At 54.2% G+C, this 15,496-nt stretch carries 13 protein-coding genes; 11 read left to right on the top strand and 2 right to left on the bottom strand.

The window, feature by feature from the left end; genetic code table 11:
* Positions 1 to 103: 103 nt before the first annotated feature.
* The 5 genes from QT230_RS13450 to QT230_RS13470 all read left to right on the top strand — a co-directional run bounded on the left by QT230_RS13450 (position 104) and on the right by QT230_RS13470 (position 5,606).
* A complete protein-coding gene (locus QT230_RS13450; RefSeq protein ID WP_308322395.1) occupies positions 104 to 1,429 on the top strand; it encodes an MFS transporter in 1,326 nt (441 codons plus the stop codon).
* A 144-nt stretch (positions 1,430 to 1,573) separates the two neighbouring features.
* Positions 1,574 to 1,726 (top strand): hypothetical protein, encoded by a 153-nt coding sequence (locus tag QT230_RS13455; protein WP_308322396.1) that lies wholly within the window; start codon positions 1,574 to 1,576, stop codon positions 1,724 to 1,726.
* 345 nt (positions 1,727 to 2,071) lie between these two features.
* Complete coding sequence (locus QT230_RS13460) at positions 2,072 to 2,869, top strand: IclR family transcriptional regulator (protein WP_308322398.1); 798 nt, start codon at positions 2,072 to 2,074, stop codon at positions 2,867 to 2,869.
* A 6-nt stretch (positions 2,870 to 2,875) separates the two neighbouring features.
* Complete coding sequence (locus QT230_RS13465) at positions 2,876 to 4,165, top strand: FAD-dependent oxidoreductase (protein ID WP_308322399.1); 1,290 nt, start codon at positions 2,876 to 2,878, stop codon at positions 4,163 to 4,165.
* A 34-nt stretch (positions 4,166 to 4,199) separates the two neighbouring features.
* Positions 4,200 to 5,606 (top strand): Na+/H+ antiporter NhaC family protein, encoded by a 1,407-nt coding sequence (locus QT230_RS13470; RefSeq protein ID WP_308322400.1) that lies wholly within the window; start codon positions 4,200 to 4,202, stop codon positions 5,604 to 5,606.
* 60 nt (positions 5,607 to 5,666) lie between these two features.
* On the opposite strand, the gene QT230_RS13475 is transcribed toward QT230_RS13470, so the two are convergent.
* Positions 5,667 to 6,287, bottom strand: a complete 621-nt coding sequence (locus QT230_RS13475) for a LysE family translocator (protein WP_308322401.1) — start codon at positions 6,285 to 6,287, stop codon at positions 5,667 to 5,669.
* Positions 6,288 to 6,726: 439 nt separating this feature from the next.
* Here QT230_RS13475 and QT230_RS13480 point away from each other — a divergent pair, with 439 nt between their 5' ends.
* The gene (locus QT230_RS13480) at positions 6,727 to 6,933 is read left to right on the top strand and encodes a cold-shock protein (protein WP_308322403.1); all 207 of its coding nucleotides are present in this window, start codon (positions 6,727 to 6,729) and stop codon (positions 6,931 to 6,933) included.
* A 174-nt stretch (positions 6,934 to 7,107) separates the two neighbouring features.
* Here QT230_RS13480 and mapR read toward each other — a convergent pair whose 3' ends face one another.
* Entirely contained in the window at positions 7,108 to 8,517 is a 1,410-nt protein-coding gene (gene mapR, locus QT230_RS13485) for a GntR family transcriptional regulator MpaR (protein WP_308322547.1), read from the bottom strand.
* Between the two features lie 345 nt (positions 8,518 to 8,862).
* On the opposite strand from mapR, the gene ccoG reads away from it, so the two are divergent.
* The 5 genes from ccoG to QT230_RS13510 all read left to right on the top strand — a co-directional run bounded on the left by ccoG (position 8,863) and on the right by QT230_RS13510 (position 15,331).
* On the top strand, positions 8,863 to 10,293 hold the full coding sequence (ccoG, locus tag QT230_RS13490; RefSeq protein WP_308322405.1) for a cytochrome c oxidase accessory protein CcoG: 1,431 nt from the start codon (positions 8,863 to 8,865) through the stop codon (positions 10,291 to 10,293).
* 206 nt (positions 10,294 to 10,499) lie between these two features.
* On the top strand, positions 10,500 to 11,744 hold the full coding sequence (locus QT230_RS13495; RefSeq protein WP_308322407.1) for a CoA transferase: 1,245 nt from the start codon (positions 10,500 to 10,502) through the stop codon (positions 11,742 to 11,744).
* Positions 11,741 to 13,102, top strand: coding sequence for an MmgE/PrpD family protein (locus QT230_RS13500; protein WP_308322409.1), 1,362 nt, complete (start codon positions 11,741 to 11,743; stop codon positions 13,100 to 13,102). Before QT230_RS13495 ends, QT230_RS13500 begins: the two co-directional genes overlap by 4 nt.
* Positions 13,103 to 13,215: 113 nt before the next feature.
* Complete coding sequence (locus tag QT230_RS13505; protein ID WP_308322411.1) at positions 13,216 to 14,193, top strand: tripartite tricarboxylate transporter substrate binding protein; 978 nt, start codon at positions 13,216 to 13,218, stop codon at positions 14,191 to 14,193.
* Positions 14,194 to 14,374: 181 nt separating this feature from the next.
* Positions 14,375 to 15,331 (top strand): tripartite tricarboxylate transporter substrate binding protein, encoded by a 957-nt coding sequence (locus tag QT230_RS13510; protein ID WP_308322413.1) that lies wholly within the window; start codon positions 14,375 to 14,377, stop codon positions 15,329 to 15,331.
* Positions 15,332 to 15,496: the final 165 nt, after the last annotated feature.

A 15,496-nucleotide genomic window follows, 5' to 3' on the forward strand; every position in this document is an offset into this window, starting at 1 on the left:
GTCCGTATCCAATATCGACACTGGGATGTGCAGATAGCCAATGGGACAGCTAGGCTGACAGGGGATTTTCTTTCATGTCACACGCGGCCGTGGAGTCGTCAGTATGAGAACCTTGTCGAACATTGGGTTTGCTATCTTCGGTGCCGCGCTGGTCGCGATTAGTTACGGGCTGGCACGTTTTGCGTTTGGTCTGTTTGTACCCTCTATTAGCGCCGAGCTGGCACTCACATCGTACCTCATTGGCATCATCGGGGCGCTGCCGTTTATCAGTTTCGTGTTGGCCACACTGGTTGCTCCGCTTGCCGCTGATCGACTCGGTGCGCGTAATCTGGCGATGCTGTCGGGTGGTTTTGGGATAGGTGGTCTGGGACTGATCAGTCAGGCGTCAGGCCCACTTGCGCTAGGTGTGGGGGTGTTTATCTGCGGTATCTGCACCGGTTTGATGATGCCCGCCCTCACAGCCGCTATGCAGGCGCTGGTGAGCCGGACGATGCACGGGCGCGTCAGTTCCATTATGAACGCAGGCACCAGCGTGGGGATTATCGTGGCAGTGCCGACGGTGGTGTTTCTTGCGGATGCGTGGCGGCTGACTTACACGATCTTTGCCGTTCTGACCGGTCTGGGGGTAGCGGCGGCATGGTACTTCATTCCTTCCGTGTCACGGGTTATTCCCGCCAACGCTGCACCGCCGCCGCCTATCACCCGGTTGCAGTGGTCGCGGCTTATTCGGCTTACGTTATTTGCCTTCGCCATGGGCTTTGTGTCTGCACCGTACTGGCTTTTCGCCCCCGACTTGGCGGTTACCCTGGGTGCGCTGCCCGCTAACCAAACCGGTTGGCTGTGGTTTGCGGTGGGTATTGCTGGGCTTGGCGGTGCCGTGGTGAGTGATTTAGCCGACCGCAATAACCCGCCCATTACCCAGGCATTGATGCTGATGATGCTGTCTTCAAGCTTGGCATTGCTGGCCGCTAGCCCCAGTCAGTTACCGCTGGCGATGTTTTCCGCGATGGTCTTCGGGCTTGCCTATATGAGCTTAACGGGACTGTATCTGATGACGGCTATCCGGCTATTGCCGGGGCGGCTATCAATGGGGCCAGTACTGCCGTTTATGGCCTGTGCGCTTGGGCAGGCCGTGGGCTCTCCGGTGGTCGGTATATTGGTTGATGGCGTTGGCTATGCAGAAGCGTTTTCGATCTTCTCAGTGGTGGGCATCCTGGTCGCGGTGCTATCGCCCATCTATCCAGGCCATATCGATTACTGGGCAGACTGGACAGACGAAACGGTAGAAGAAGCACCAGAAGAGCAGCCGCTAGTGGAAGATACCGGGCTTCAGGCAGCCTATGACCACCAATTGCTGGATGAAAATGGTGAACCCATCGAAGCCAACGAACCCATTGAACCCGAGGCAGAAGAGAAAGGTACGCCTTGAGTGTTGTAGGTCGCATTAAACAGAATAGCGAGCGATTTCGACTGCTCCACGTGCCGCCAAAGACGGCGCTGGAGAGTTGTTGGTAGCTTTTCAAGGGCGGCTCCTGGATCTCCTGCGGCAACGAAACCCGCCTCAGCGCGCGCTATGCGTTCCGCCGTCACTTCTTCCAGCACTTATTATGAAAGCGATGCACGCATGGCGGAGTACGCGGAATTTCATTACGGCGATGAGTGGTTTAGCGTTGCCAATTTCCCCCGGGCCTTGGCCAACAAGGCACTAGCCGCCATGGCCGGTTAATCAAAGCGAGTTCGGTTAACTGGCCAACTCCAAGGGTATTATGGCGATTAGAGAAGGATGGAAAGTCTCCAGCGCAGAACGGCTCAGACTAGCATCGATGGCTTAAACAGTTCCGTTCGATCAATAGATTTACCTGACAGCATGAACTCTCCCATGCCCCGGTAGTGCAGCGACTCTTCCTCATCTGCCGAAGGCGCTACGTGGGCTTTAACGACCTCCGATTAGATGGCTTGATACGAGCATTCACCTCTATGCGCTAAAGCGGCTATGTCTCATTTAGTGAGATGAAATCGTGAATTTGTCTTGCTATGTTTTAGCCTACATAAACAAATAACGATAAGCACAATGCCGGTAAATAAAAGCAGCACAGCGTTTGGTCCTACGACGCTCAATCATGCCATGCAAATATTGCAGATTACCGCGCGTGGTGGCTACCGGGGTGCAAGTATAGACGATTATCTGAATGCGTTGAGCTTCAGCCGTCCTACGCTCTACCGGTTGTTAAAAGGTCTCAAGCAGCAAGGGTTCTTACGCTCTTCTCCTGTCCGTGGGCGTTATCTGCTGGGTTATGAGCTGCTAGTGCTGGGTGCCCAGGCGGGCAATGGCGCGGGATTGAGGGACTTGGCCCGGCCAAGGTTACTGGCGCTGGCGCAGCGCTGGGGAGACAGCTTCTACCTGTTCGCTCGCGATGGCGTCAATGCTGTCTGCCTGGAAGTACAGAACGGTGCTTATCCGGTGGGGAGTTTCGTTAGGGCGACGGGGGGACGTTTGCCACTAGGCGTTGGCCAAGCGTCGATTGCCTTGCTCGCGTATCTCGGTGCGGATGAAAGAAACGAAATACTCAGCCATAACGCGGAACGGCTGATAGACGAATACGCGATTGCCATCGCTGACATCGACGCCGAAATTGCCCACCAACTGAAACATGGTTACGCCCGGGGCGTAGAAGGTTCGTTGCTCCCGGAATACAGCGGTCTGGCCATTCCTATTCTTGACCATAGCGGCCACCCCTTGGGTGCCATGAGCTGTTCGATGCTCAAATCGCGTATGACGGCAGATCACAAGTGGGAAGTGCTCCAAGGCATGCAGGAAGAGGTTGCCGCCATGGTCAATCAGGCCCATGGCCTGCTGTATCTGGATTAACGCGCTATGCCACACACTACGCATCCATCCCATCAGCGCCCTTGTGGCTGGAACGCTTGGCTAGCCGAGCGCCAGCCGCGCCCCGCTCTACGCGGTCACTCCGAGGCAGATGTCGTCATCATCGGAGCCGGTTATACCGGTTTTGCGGCAGCCTCTGCCTGGCACCAGGCGCGCCCTGGAGACCGTATCAAGATCCTCGAAGCTGATCTGATAGGCGAAGGAAGCCCAGGGCGCAACTCCGGCTTTATGCTGGAAATTGCCCTGGCTAACGATGCTCGCCCCGAAGAGCTTGAGCGCATGGAGAAGCTGAACGCGTTAAGCCGACAAACCATGGCGCTACTGCGCGCGCGTGTCGAACGTTTGGGTATTGACTGCCAACTCGAGCGTAGTGGCACCTATCGCGCTGCCCGTAGCGCGATAGGCCAGCGCGCTTTGAACCAGTATGAAGCGTTTCTGAAGGCTGCTGGGCTTCCCTACCAAACGTTGAACGGTAGCCAACTCGCTGAGCGAATCGGTACGCACTACTATACCCAGGGGATTTATTCGCCGGACTGCTATCTCGTCCAGCCCGCCGCATTGATTGTGGGTTTAGCGGATTCATTGGAAGCCGGTATCGAGCTGCATGAGCGCTCGCCAGCGACTCAAATAGTACCTGATGGGAAGAAATGGCGCGTTACGACACCCGAAGGCGACGTTACGACTGGGCAGGTGATTCTGGCTAATAACGCTTTTTCCAGGGCCTTGGGTGCCGACCCTTCGCGGCTAACCGCTATTTATACCTACGCCGCTATTACCGCGCCTTTACCGGAACCAGAGCGCCAACGCATCGCCGCAACGACCTGGGGGCTGCTCCCCGCACACCGCTTAGGCTGTACGCTGCGCACTACCGTTGATGGCCGCTTGATGATCCGCTCGCGTTACAGCTATGAGCGCGAAGCCGATAACGCCCGTATCGAGGCCGAACTGAAAGCGAGCCTTGAGGCCCGCTACCCGGAGCTCACCCCCGTGCACTTCGACAAGGTCTGGGGAGGTACCACCGGGCTGACCTATAACGGTGCACCACTTTGGGGCGAGATCCAGCCCGGGTTGTATGTTTCGGCGGGGTGTAATGGCGGCGGTATCGTCAAAGGTACCTTCCTGGGCGATGCCTTGGCCCGATACGCGCTCGGACAGCCGGTTGAGGATATTGCGCCGCTGTTCGGCAAGGCGAGCTGGATGCCCCCTGACCCCGTTCGTCGGTTGGGTTTCTACCTGACCAGTGAAATGGAGCGCCGTAAGGCAAAAAACGAAACCTGACTCCACCCACCACTATAAAAAAAGAGAGATGACAATGGATCCTCAAGATCATATCGGGCTGCTGTCCATTATGCCGGCGGCATTGGCCATCGTGCTGGCATTTGTCACCCGTAATACGGTTTTTTCGCTGGCTGTTGCCTGTTTCGTTGGGGTGATTACCCTGGGCAATGGGCTGATGGGGTTTCCGACGCTGTTAAAGGAAACTCTGGGCACCACCAGCTTCTCCTGGATACTGCTGTTGGAGCTATTCATTGGCACAGTGATCGCGTTTTTCCAACGCACCGGGGCGATTCAGAACTTTACCGCCTGGGTGGAACGCCGTGCTTTATCGCGGGTACGGGTTCAGTTGGTTGCCTGGGTGATGGGCATGTTCGTTTTTTTCAGCGACTACTTCAGCCCTCTGTTTGTCGGTAGCACCATGCGTGGCCTAACGGATCGGTACCGGGTTTCGCGGGAAAAACTGGCCTACATCGCCGACTCTACCTCGGCGCCGGTAAGTGTCATGGTGCCCATCACTGGTTGGGCAGTGTTTATCTCCGGCCTGTTGATCGGTATGGGCCCCATCGAAAATGCTGCTCAGGCGATGGGAGTCTTTCTGCATGCGATACCTTTCAACCTCTATGCATGGCTATCGGTGTTGGTGGTCGGGCTGGTGATCGTGGGCGTCATTCCGCTCTTTGGGCCGATGCGCGAAGCCGAGCGCCGGGCTCAGGAGGAGGGCAAAGTGCTGCGTGATGGGGCAGAACCGCTGGTGGGTGAGGAACTGACGGAAATTCCGCCTTATGAAGGGGCACGCACCAGCCTGTTCTGGAATTTTTTCGCCCCGGTTCTGGTAGTGGTTGGCGTTGCGGTGGGCACCTTTATCGTGATGGACTCGGCCAAGACCATGGAGGCATTTCTGGCGGCTTCCGTGTTTCTCGGTATCGTTATGCGCCTTCAGGGCATTCCCTTCAGCGATATTATGAAAACCTCAATGGCAGGGATGAAGGGGGTAATGCCCGCCATTATCATTCTGGCGTTAGCCTACTCGTTGAATCAGCTCTCCAAAGACATGGGCACGGCTAACTATATCGTCGAAGCCACCGCTGGCTGGCTAACACCGGCTCTGCTCCCGGCCATGACGTTCCTGATTGCCGCTGTTATCGCTTTTTCAACCGGCACCTCTTGGGGCACCTTCGCTATCATGATGCCGCTGGCTGTGCCGCTCGCGTTCAACTTTAGCGGCGATATGGTTACACCGCTGGTGTATGCCACAGTGGCCGCTGTGGCGGGTGGTGGGGTCTTTGGGGATCACTGTTCGCCCCTGTCGGATACCTCAGTGCTGGCCTCAACAGGGGCTGCTTCTGATCATATCGATCATATCAAAACGCAGATTCCCTTCGCGCTAGCCGTCGCTATGCTTTCCCTGGCGATGTACCTGTTGCTTGGCCTCACGCTGTAACACCGTTCTCCCTGCGATGACAAAGAGCGTGCGTTGTCGCAGGACTAACACCAAACGGTACTACCCAGCAGGACGGCGCATCACGGTCATCAACACTCCCGCGCCGATCAAGCTACCAGCACCGCAGCGGTGCAACAGGCGGCGAAACCTGGCGGACATGAGTTGTCGGCTAGTGGTCGACAGCAGTGTATAGCTGAGATCTGAGATGACTCCTATCACCAGAAAGGTGGTAAACAGGATCGCCAACTGGGGCGCCAACGGTTGGGTCTGGTTAATAAACTGCGGCATAAAGGCCATAAAGAATAGAATGCTTTTGGGGTTCAGGAGTGTCACCCAAAATGCCTTTGCGGTGCCTTGTTTAACGTTAGCCCCAGAGGCTTCCAGGTCGTTCAATTGGCCGGACTCACGCCACATCTTGATGCCAAGATAAAGTAGATAGACAACCCCTAGCCATTTGACGATGGCGAATAGCTCCGCCGACGCCATCAGCAGGGCGCCTACGCCGGCAAAGGAAAGCGACATAGCCACCAAATCGCCCATAAAAAAGCCGGGCAGCATCGCCAGCGCGGCTCTGCGGCCTTGATTGATGCCGGTCATGACCAGCAGGGCAACGGCAGGGCCAGGGGAAGCGATCACCAAAAACGAAGCCAATACAAACGATAGCCAGAGCTCAATCGACATAGCGTTAATCTGCCTGTTGTTGAATTATTAATTAAATCTCGCCATATAGTTGTAAGCTCTGTATTGCCGCGTGGCAATTCTATCCGCTGATTTACTGCGCTATTTATTGAGATAATGCTTCGCTTACGACACTGAAGCATCGCTAAGTGTTGCATTCGCTGACAGTTAGCCAACGCCATCGGTTATTTGATAACCCTCAATAGTAGGCAGGGATAACACCATGGCTGAGCCCATTAGCGCGTCAGTCAGTTTGCTTGAGCCTCAGGTGTTGACGTGTAGCGCTTAAGGGTTCACGGTATGGGCAGTGGTTAGCAAGTCGAACGTTGTCAGCAGTATCGAAGCATCTTCAGTGTTTGAGTCTGGTGAAAGTCTCTTGTTATACCCACTGCAGTTCGGGTATTTCCCCCGGCAATATTTCACAAAATCGAGGATTTCGATCATGGCAACTGGTACTGTAAAGTGGTTTAACGACGCCAAAGGTTTTGGTTTCATCTCTCCAGAAGATAGCGGCGACGATGTGTTTGCCCACTTCTCTGAAATTCAAGCTGAAGGTTTCAAGTCCCTGGAAGACGGTCAAAAGGTCTCTTTTGATGTGACTCAGGGTCAGAAAGGCCTTCAGGCTTCCAATATTAAGGTTATAGGCTAAGCGCCATACCAAAATGTTGAATATCGATTAGATCGGTAAGCTTAAAAAACCTCGCCAAGAGCGGGGTTTTTTGCGTTCCGCTGATGGTATTCAATGGCTTATACGAAGTTTAATTTTTGCAACGCGTGGCTTGGCACGTAGTGGTTTATTCAAACGGATATCGGTAAAACAGCGTTAGAAAAGGCTTAATAGCCGCCCGAGGGTTTCCATGCCTCGTTCGCTGCTAGGCGTCCAGGGAGATCCGTAGCTCAGACGTATGCAATGGCGGAACTGCTGGGTTGCGGAAAAGATGGGGCCTGGAGCTAGGCTAACACCCTGATCCAATGCCAAATTAAACAACCGCAGCGAATCCACTTCTTCGGGAAACTCCACCCATAAAAAGTAGCCGCCTGCCGGGCGGGTGATGCGGGTATGGGTAGGGAAGTAGCGATCGGCGGCCGCCAGCATGCTGTTTTGTTGGGCTTCCAGAGCGTGACGGAGCTTGCGCAAGTGGCGGTCATAACCGCCGTGCTGCAAGTAGTCGGCAATCGCCGCCTGGGCGGGCACCGAAGGCGAGATGGTGGTCATCAGTTTTAGCCGCGAAATAGCCTGGGCATAGCGGCCACCCGCAACCCAGCCAACCCGGTAGCCAGGTGCCAAGCACTTTGAGAAAGAGCTGCAGTGAATCACCAAGCCCTCATCATCGAGGGCTTTTACGGGCGCAGGCGGCGTGCTGCCAAAGTACAATTCGGCATACACATCATCCTCTAGCATGGGTATCTGGTGCTGTTTTAACAGCTGATAAAGGGCTTGTTTACGTTCTTTACTCAGGCTGGCGCCGATGGGGTTCTGCAGATGGCTCATAAACCAGCAGGCTTTGATCGGCAGCGTCTCTAGCCGCTCTGCCAAAACGTCGAGGTCGATTCCCTCCCGTGGGTGAACCGGTATCTCCACGGCGCGAAGTTTTAGCCGCTCCAATACCTGCAGGCTGGCATAAAACGCTGGGGACTCTATTGCCACCAGATCACCCGGCTGAGTCACACACTGAAGGGCGAGATTAAGCCCCTCCATGGCGCCATTGGTAATCACCAGCTCATCCATCGGCAGTTGAATACCGCCCAGCATGTAGCGCAGGGCAATCTGCCGACACAGATCGGTGTGCCCGGTGGTCATATCAGCCACCACCTGTTGGGGCGAAAGCTCGCGCAACCCCCGTGTCATGCTAGTGGCCAGGCGAGAAAGCGGAAACAGCTCGGGGCTGGGAAAAGCCGAGCCGAAGGGCACCGTTCGGTCATCTTGCAGCGAGCCAAGCACCGAGAACACCAGCTCGCTGACTTCTACCTCCGCCGGGTCGGTGGGCTGCAGTGTCACGCGTGGTTCTTCCAGCAAACGCCGGGCGTGTTCACGAACAAAATACCCCGAGCGCGCCCGTGCTGTGATAAGCCCTTGGTTTTCCAGTAAGTAATAAGCTTGGAATACCGTAGAAGGGCTGATGCCATGATGTCGGCTGGCCTGGCGCACTGAAGGAATGCGCTCCCCAGGGCCAAGCACGCCCTGGCGAATCAGCGTGGCTATCTCATCGGCAAACTGTTCGTAGCGTTTCATGGGATAAACCGTCGGTGCATTGAGTAAAACGCCCGAATACTCGATCACAGTGTTAGCAGGCACAGCGCGGCTCTCTGCGTATGGAAAACACCACTGTGTCGCACGTGAAAAGTATAAAACAGGCTCAAATATATTAATAAACAGCATATCAGAAAGCAGGGATATGGGTGCGCTGATGCTAACTGATACGCTTTATTTATCTGCAGCTGCGTCTGTTTGTGTCTCCTCTGTACAGGCAAAGTAGCGGCTAACTTAAAAGTCGCGCCTGCTAACAAATGGTTAATCATCTACCCGCGACGCCCCTCGACCGCATAAAACTCCATTCCCTCTTTTTTGGATATCGGTATGACGCAACGCATCCCACTGCAAGACCTGACCACCGAGGCCGCGGTTGAACACCATACGCCTCCGCCTCATAAATCCCATCGGCCTCCCAAACCTGGGCATATTTATGTGCGCGAAATAGGCGGTTTTTTTCAGCGTATTCGGCGCCACTCTAACTGGCTGCTGATGGCGCTCTATTTCGGCTTGCCGTGGATCAATTGGGGCGATCGGCCGCTGGTGTGGTTTGACCTCTCTGCCCAGGAATTCCACCTGTTTGCGGCGACGTTTTATCCACAGGACTTTATCTTACTCACCTGGATTCTGGTGCTCTGCGCCTTTGGTCTGTTTTTGATCACGGTGGTGGCAGGGCGCGTGTGGTGTGGCTATAGCTGCCCGCAAAGCGTGTGGACGTTTCTGTTTATCTGGTTTGAGCATCGCCTGGAGGGGCCTCGGCACCGTCGCATTCGACGTGATAAAGCACCTAGGAACATTGACACGCTTTGGCGAAAGACCGCTAAACATACAGCTTGGCTACTGATTGCTCTGGCAACGGGGATAGCTTTTGTCGGCTACTTCACGCCCATCAGAGCGTTAGTGGTGGATACGTTTACCTTGGATGCACACCCATTGGCGTTGTTCTGGATTGGCTTTTTTACCCTGTTCACCTACTTGAATGCCGGTTGGCTTCGCCATCAGGTGTGTCTGCATATGTGCCCCTATGCGCGCTTCCAGTCGGCGATGTTCGACGCCGATACGCTGATTGTTTCCTACGATGCCGCCCGCGGTGAGCCGCGCCGCAACCATCCTCAAAAGGGCGTTGAGGCCACTCGCGCTGGCGACTGCATCGACTGCGAGCTGTGCGTTCAGGTATGCCCCACCGGCATCGATATTCGTGACGGGCTGCAGTACGAGTGCATTGGTTGTGCGGCGTGCATCGATGCCTGCGATAGCGTGATGGCGCGGATCGATAAGCCGCTTGGCCTGATTCGGTACACCACCGAACGCGCGCTGGAGGGTAAACCGACCCGCTTTTGGCGCCCTCAGCTATTGGCTTATACGGCGGCGTTACTCTCCATGGTGGTGCTGTTAGTCGGTTTCTTGAACGCCCGGGTGCCTATTGATGTAGAGATTGCCCGCGATCGCCAGGCGCTGTTTGAAAGCACGGTCGAGGGCCGCATTATCAATTACTACAACGTGACGCTGCGCAATCAAGATAACCAACCCCATCATTACGTGATATCCGCCATGGGGCTACCAGGGCTTCGTCTGCAGGGTGTGGATACGTTAGAAGTAGCGGCTAACGAGACACGCAGCCTACGTCTAGCCCTCACCGCCGATGCTGGTGATCTGTCACGGCCCAGCCATTCCATTGAACTGCGCTTCATTGCATTAGACGACCCCTCGATAGTAAGCGTCAGTGAAACACGTTTTCTGGGGCCTTCTAGGGAGTAGTGGCTATAGCGCTAGGCGCTCGATAGGATCTCGGGAGGCGAGGAGCCTGGGATCCTATTAGAACCATTTGTTAACCATCCCCTGACGTTTTATCAGTGCACATAGTGAGTTTATTTCTGCATTGTTAATTAACGACAGATCGGCGAAATATGGCTGCCGGTCAACAATGAAGAGCAACAACAATCTATAAGTGCGCTGAGGTCGTTATGTCTTCCCCGTTTGAAAATATCCGTGTTGTGGATGCTACCCACGTATTGGCGGGGCCTTTCGCTACCTACCAAATGGCCGTGCTGGGTGCTGATGTGATCAAGGTTGAGTCCCCCAGCGACCCGGATCAAGCGCGCATGCAAGGGTCTGATCGTGCGCTTAATGATCAGGGGCTGGGCACTGCCTTTATGTCCCAAGCTAGCAATAAAAAAGCCGTGGCGATCGACTTTAAACATCCCCAAGGGCGTGAGGCGTTAAAGAAGCTACTCGCCACTGCGGATGTGTTTGTCGAAAACTATCGGCCTGGGGCATTAGACAGACTCGGGCTGGGCTATGAAGCCCTTAAAGAGCTCAACCCTAAGCTGATCTACTGCTCCATTTCAGCCTTTGGCAGCTCCGGCCCACGCCGGGAGCTCACTGCCTACGATAATGTTATCCAAGCCTATTCGGGGATGATGGCAATGACCGGCGACCGGCATACCGGCCCGCTAAAAAGCGGCGCACCGGTGGTGGATTATGCCACCGGTACCACGGCGGCGTTTGCCATCTCAACAGCCCTATTCCAGCGTGAGCGCAATGGTGGCAGAGGGCAGTTTGTAGATGTCTCCATGTCAGATACAGCGCTGATGCTCTCAAGCCCCTATTTAACAGCGTTGCTGTGGAACGGCAAAAAACCGGAACCCAAAGGTAATACCTTTCCCTTTGCCACCATCGGCTGCTACCAAGCCTCGGATCAGCCGTTAATGATCGCCGCCTCTAACTTGACCCAGCAAAAGCGTTTGTGGACGGCTCTGGGTCGGGAGGACATGATCAAACAGAACAATAATCAACGTCTTGATAGCCACGCTGAAGAGGCCAAGGTAATCGCCGAGATTATTAGCACGATGACTGCCGACTACTGGGAAACCTTTCTGCAGAAACGTCGGATTCCTGCCTCACGGATTAGACGATTAGAGGAAACCCTGGCCGATCCCCATGTGCAATCACGAGGCGTTTTGCACGCCCAGCCATTAAGCCCAGACGTTGAACAAGCGCTCACTGTGCCTGTATCAGCTTTTTGTATGTCTGAAGGTACCCGTGGCATTACGTCGCCACCGCAAAAAGTGGGCGCGCAAACTGCTGAGGTACTGATGAGTCTGGGCTATTCAAAGCAGGATTTGGCGGCACTTATCGCTGATGGTGCAATCAGCGGGCCTTTAGAAAGCAGCGTTGATATCGATAGCCGCTTAGGAGATCGGCCGTGAATAACACTACGCCCAACCCGCTTGAACGCCTGGCCCAGGCTGCTTATCGCTGGAACACTCGCCCGCTGGACGCGGAGACTGATTGGGCCGCTCGCCGGGCACTGCTGGACTGGTTTGCCACCACGCTCCCGGGGTGCAGCCAAGCGCCCGCCACGCTGCTAGCAGATGCCTTTGCCGCCACCCGAGGCGAGGGCAGAGCGGTGTGCTATGTGGATGGCCACCTGGGGTCGCCGCGTTATGCCGCTTTGCTCAATGCCACGGCGAGCCACACCGTTGAGTTTGACGATATCTTTAAAGACGGCGGCTACCACCCCGGTAGCTCAACGATAGCGGCGGCTCTCGCGGTTGCGCAGGACATCCAGGCCACGCGTGAGCAGCTTCATCGCGCCATTATTGGTGGCTATGAAGTGGGCTGCCGTATTGCCCTTGCTATCCAGCCCAGCCACTACCGCTTTTGGCACACCTCCGCCACGGTGGGCACCATAGGGGCGGCGGTTGCAACCGCGATGCTGCTCGGCGCCACGTCTGAGCAAATTGGTCACGCCATAGCGTTGGCCAGTAGCTTTGCCGGGGGGCATCAGCAGAACTTACAGGGCGAGGGCATGGCCAAACCGCTACACGCAGGCCACGCCGCCGATGCAGGGTTAATGGCGGGCATGGCAGCGGCAAAAGGAGTCACCGCATCGCTGGACAGCCTGCATGCCAGCCATGGATTTGCGGCTGCCACCAGCGACTCCACGGGTAATTGGGGTACGGCGCTTGAAGGGCTTGATGAGTGGACGCCGATTACCCGCATGACGGTGAAAAACCATGGCTGCTGCGGGCATATTTTTCCCGCCCTGGATGGCTTGAAAGCGCTGCAAGTCTCTGCGCCCATTACAGCGGAGAGTATTGAATCCATCCATATCGAAGGCTACGGCGCGACCTATTCGATGTGCAATCGTCCGACTCCTTCATCGGCTCAAGAGGCGCGCTTCAGTATCCAGTACTGTATTGCCGCTTACTTGGTATTGGGCAAGGTCAGGCTGCAAGCCTTTGAGCCGCCGGCGCTGGAGGATGACCGCATCCGTGCGTTAATGCCCAAGGTGAGTGTCGTGGAACGCGCCGATATTGCAGCTCGTTACCCGCGCCAGCGGATGGCCAATATCATTGTCACTTCCACAGATGGAAACACCTATCAGCATCTACAGGAGACCCGTAAAGGAGATCCTGAGAATCCCATGACCGATACTGAGCTGTTTGAAAAGTATCAAGAGTTGGTAAATGGCTCGCTTTCACCTGCTGCGAGTCAGTCACTGCAAGAGGTCGTGATGTCGAGCAACCAACTGCCAGGCTCTATTGAGTTAGTTAATACATAAGTGGCAGACAATAAGTTAACCAAACCCCAATTTATCGTTGGTGGTGGGTAATTTGAGGCTGTGCCAGTATCGATAAAGTGGTTATCACAATTATAACGATTGAGGTATTTAACGTGGTTAATAAGACAACTCCTTTGCGTAAGTTAATAGCTGGCGCTGTATTTATATCATTGGCACTCCCATTAACCGCTGCAAACGCGAGTGATGACAGTTGGCCACAAGGCCCTGTTAGCTTTGTTATGCATACCCAGGCAGGTGGGTCGGCAGATGTATTTATAAGGACGCTAGCCGAGTCATTAGAACCACAAATTGGCCAGCCTATTGTGGTGATCAACTCTCCAGGAGGTGCGGGTGCAACCCAGATGTCGCGCCTTAAGAGTGCAAATCCCGATGGTTTAACGCTGGGTATTAATACGCTATCCCACTTTACTGGGATGTTGACCAACTTAAAGGGTGTTTTTGCACTAGATGATTTTTCCTGGATAGCCTCTACCCAAGAGGATGTTCATATTGTTTTTGCAAACCAAACATCAGAAATAGATAGCATTGACTCGCTGATTGATAAAGCCAAAGAGGGTGGCGGTAAAGTCAGTGTGGGCGGGTTTGGTCCTCAAGGATCCACACAAAATATCGCTATTTCGATGCTTGAGAATGCGGCTGATGTCGAGTTTGAATGGATTGCATACAACGGCACCCCTGACATTGTAGCCGCCGTTATGGGCGGACATGTAGATGTTGGGGTTTCTAATCTTAGTGCGTTAAAAACATTTTTTGATGCCGAAAGAATCCAGGGGCTTGGCGTCATCGCTGATGAGCGCCTAGCGGCTCTTCCCGACGTGCCGACTTTTTCTGAGCAAGGCGTTGATGTGGATACCAGTTGGGTACAGGTTCGGGGTGTATTTGGGCCAGCAGGCATTCCTGTAGAAACGCAGCAACAAATCGCTGATGCGTTTCATGAAGCCATGAAGAGCGAGCATTATCAAACCTATGCCCGTAATGCGGGAATTACCGACTCTTGGATGGGGCCGGAAGCGTACACCGAGTTTGCGTATCGCATTAGCGAGGTGGCTAGCGCTGAATTAGACCAGTAGGTTTTGAACGTTAGTGGTCTTTAGTTTTGCTAACTGGGAGTGATTAATTAACAGCTCTTAGTTGGTGAAAATAAGTTGGTGAAAATAAAATTTCAACTGCTTTTTAATGACGCAATAACAATAGCTATAAAAGAGCTATAAAAAGAGGTGCATGCCCATGTTTGCTAAAAAAAGAAACCTAATGACCAAGATGCTGGTAAGCGTTGCCGTTATATCAGCGGTAATCGCTAGTGCCCCGGTCACTGCTGATGACAGCGAATGGCCGCAAGATACCGTCCGCATCATTATGCACACTAAAGCGGGTGGTTCCGCCGATGTGTTTATGCGAACGCTTGCTGAGTCGTTGGAGCCTCAGATCGGCCAATCTATTGCGATTATAAATTCCCCAGGCGGCGGTGGTGCTAGTCAAATGTCGCGGGTACGCTCTGCAGAGCCTGACGGACTGACGCTGGCGGTTAATACTCTTTCCCACTTCACCGGCATGCTCACGAATTTGAAAGGCGTGTTTGCCATTGATGACTTTAGCTGGATTGCGACGGCGCAGTCTGATCCCAACTTGATCTGGACACAAACCGACTCACCGATAGGTGATCTGGATGATTTGATTAACGAAGCTAGACAGCGCGATGGAAAAGTGACGGTTGGCGGGTTTGGGCCGCAGGGTTCTACGCAGCATATCGGTCTTAGCATGCTTGAAAATGTCGCCGATGTGGAGTTTGAGTGGGTGCCTTTTAACTCCACGCCCGACATTGTTGCCGCTGTGTTAGGTGGCCATATAGATGTGGGGATGTCCAACTTAAGCGGTGCTCAGGCGTATTTCGACGCGGGCCGTTTGAAAGGGCTTGGGGTACATGGCGAGGATCGGCTAGAGAGTCTTCCCGATGTGGCTACTTTTGAAGAGCAAGGCTACGAGGTTGATTCAAGCTGGGTACAGGTAAGGGGCATCTTTGGCCCAGCCGGTATGCCCATGGAGCTGCAGCAGCAAATTGCCGATGCTTTCCATGAGGCGATGAAAACCGACCACTACCAAGCTTATGCGCGTAGCGCTGGGGTAACAGACTCTTGGATGGGCCCTGAAGAATATACCGAGTTTGCTTATCGAATTAGTGAAGTCGCTCAGGAAGAGCTAGACAAATAAAATCACTGTTATTTAGATGATTTAATGCGGCGAATCTCTTCGCCGCATATTAATGCTTTCCTTTACTTATTGAAGCTCTATACCCCACCTTCGCTATAACAATTTGATAGTCAGACCCTTATTTTTCGTCAATGGAAGATATAAAGCATTGTGGTCAAAATAACT

This window comes from Halomonas sp. SpR8, assembly GCF_031010195.1.
Taxonomy (GTDB): domain Bacteria; phylum Pseudomonadota; class Gammaproteobacteria; order Pseudomonadales; family Halomonadaceae; genus Vreelandella.

What these genes read in the sequence shown, in the direction of transcription:
- QT230_RS13450 (WP_308322395.1), top strand. Translation starts at nt 104, where the DNA reads ATGAGAACCTTGTCGAACATTGGGTTTGCTATCTTCGGTGCCGCGCTG.
- QT230_RS13455 (WP_308322396.1), top strand. Translation starts at nt 1,574, where the DNA reads ATGCGTTCCGCCGTCACTTCTTCCAGCACTTATTATGAAAGCGATGCA.
- QT230_RS13460 (WP_308322398.1), top strand. Translation starts at nt 2,072, where the DNA reads ATGCCGGTAAATAAAAGCAGCACAGCGTTTGGTCCTACGACGCTCAAT.
- QT230_RS13465 (WP_308322399.1), top strand. Translation starts at nt 2,876, where the DNA reads ATGCCACACACTACGCATCCATCCCATCAGCGCCCTTGTGGCTGGAAC.
- QT230_RS13470 (WP_308322400.1), top strand. Translation starts at nt 4,200, where the DNA reads ATGGATCCTCAAGATCATATCGGGCTGCTGTCCATTATGCCGGCGGCA.
- QT230_RS13475 (WP_308322401.1), bottom strand. Translation starts at nt 6,287, where the DNA reads ATGTCGATTGAGCTCTGGCTATCGTTTGTATTGGCTTCGTTTTTGGTG.
- QT230_RS13480 (WP_308322403.1), top strand. Translation starts at nt 6,727, where the DNA reads ATGGCAACTGGTACTGTAAAGTGGTTTAACGACGCCAAAGGTTTTGGT.
- mapR (WP_308322547.1), bottom strand. Translation starts at nt 8,517, where the DNA reads ATGAAACGCTACGAACAGTTTGCCGATGAGATAGCCACGCTGATTCGC.
- ccoG (WP_308322405.1), top strand. Translation starts at nt 8,863, where the DNA reads ATGACGCAACGCATCCCACTGCAAGACCTGACCACCGAGGCCGCGGTT.
- QT230_RS13495 (WP_308322407.1), top strand. Translation starts at nt 10,500, where the DNA reads ATGTCTTCCCCGTTTGAAAATATCCGTGTTGTGGATGCTACCCACGTA.
- QT230_RS13510 (WP_308322413.1), top strand. Translation starts at nt 14,375, where the DNA reads ATGACCAAGATGCTGGTAAGCGTTGCCGTTATATCAGCGGTAATCGCT.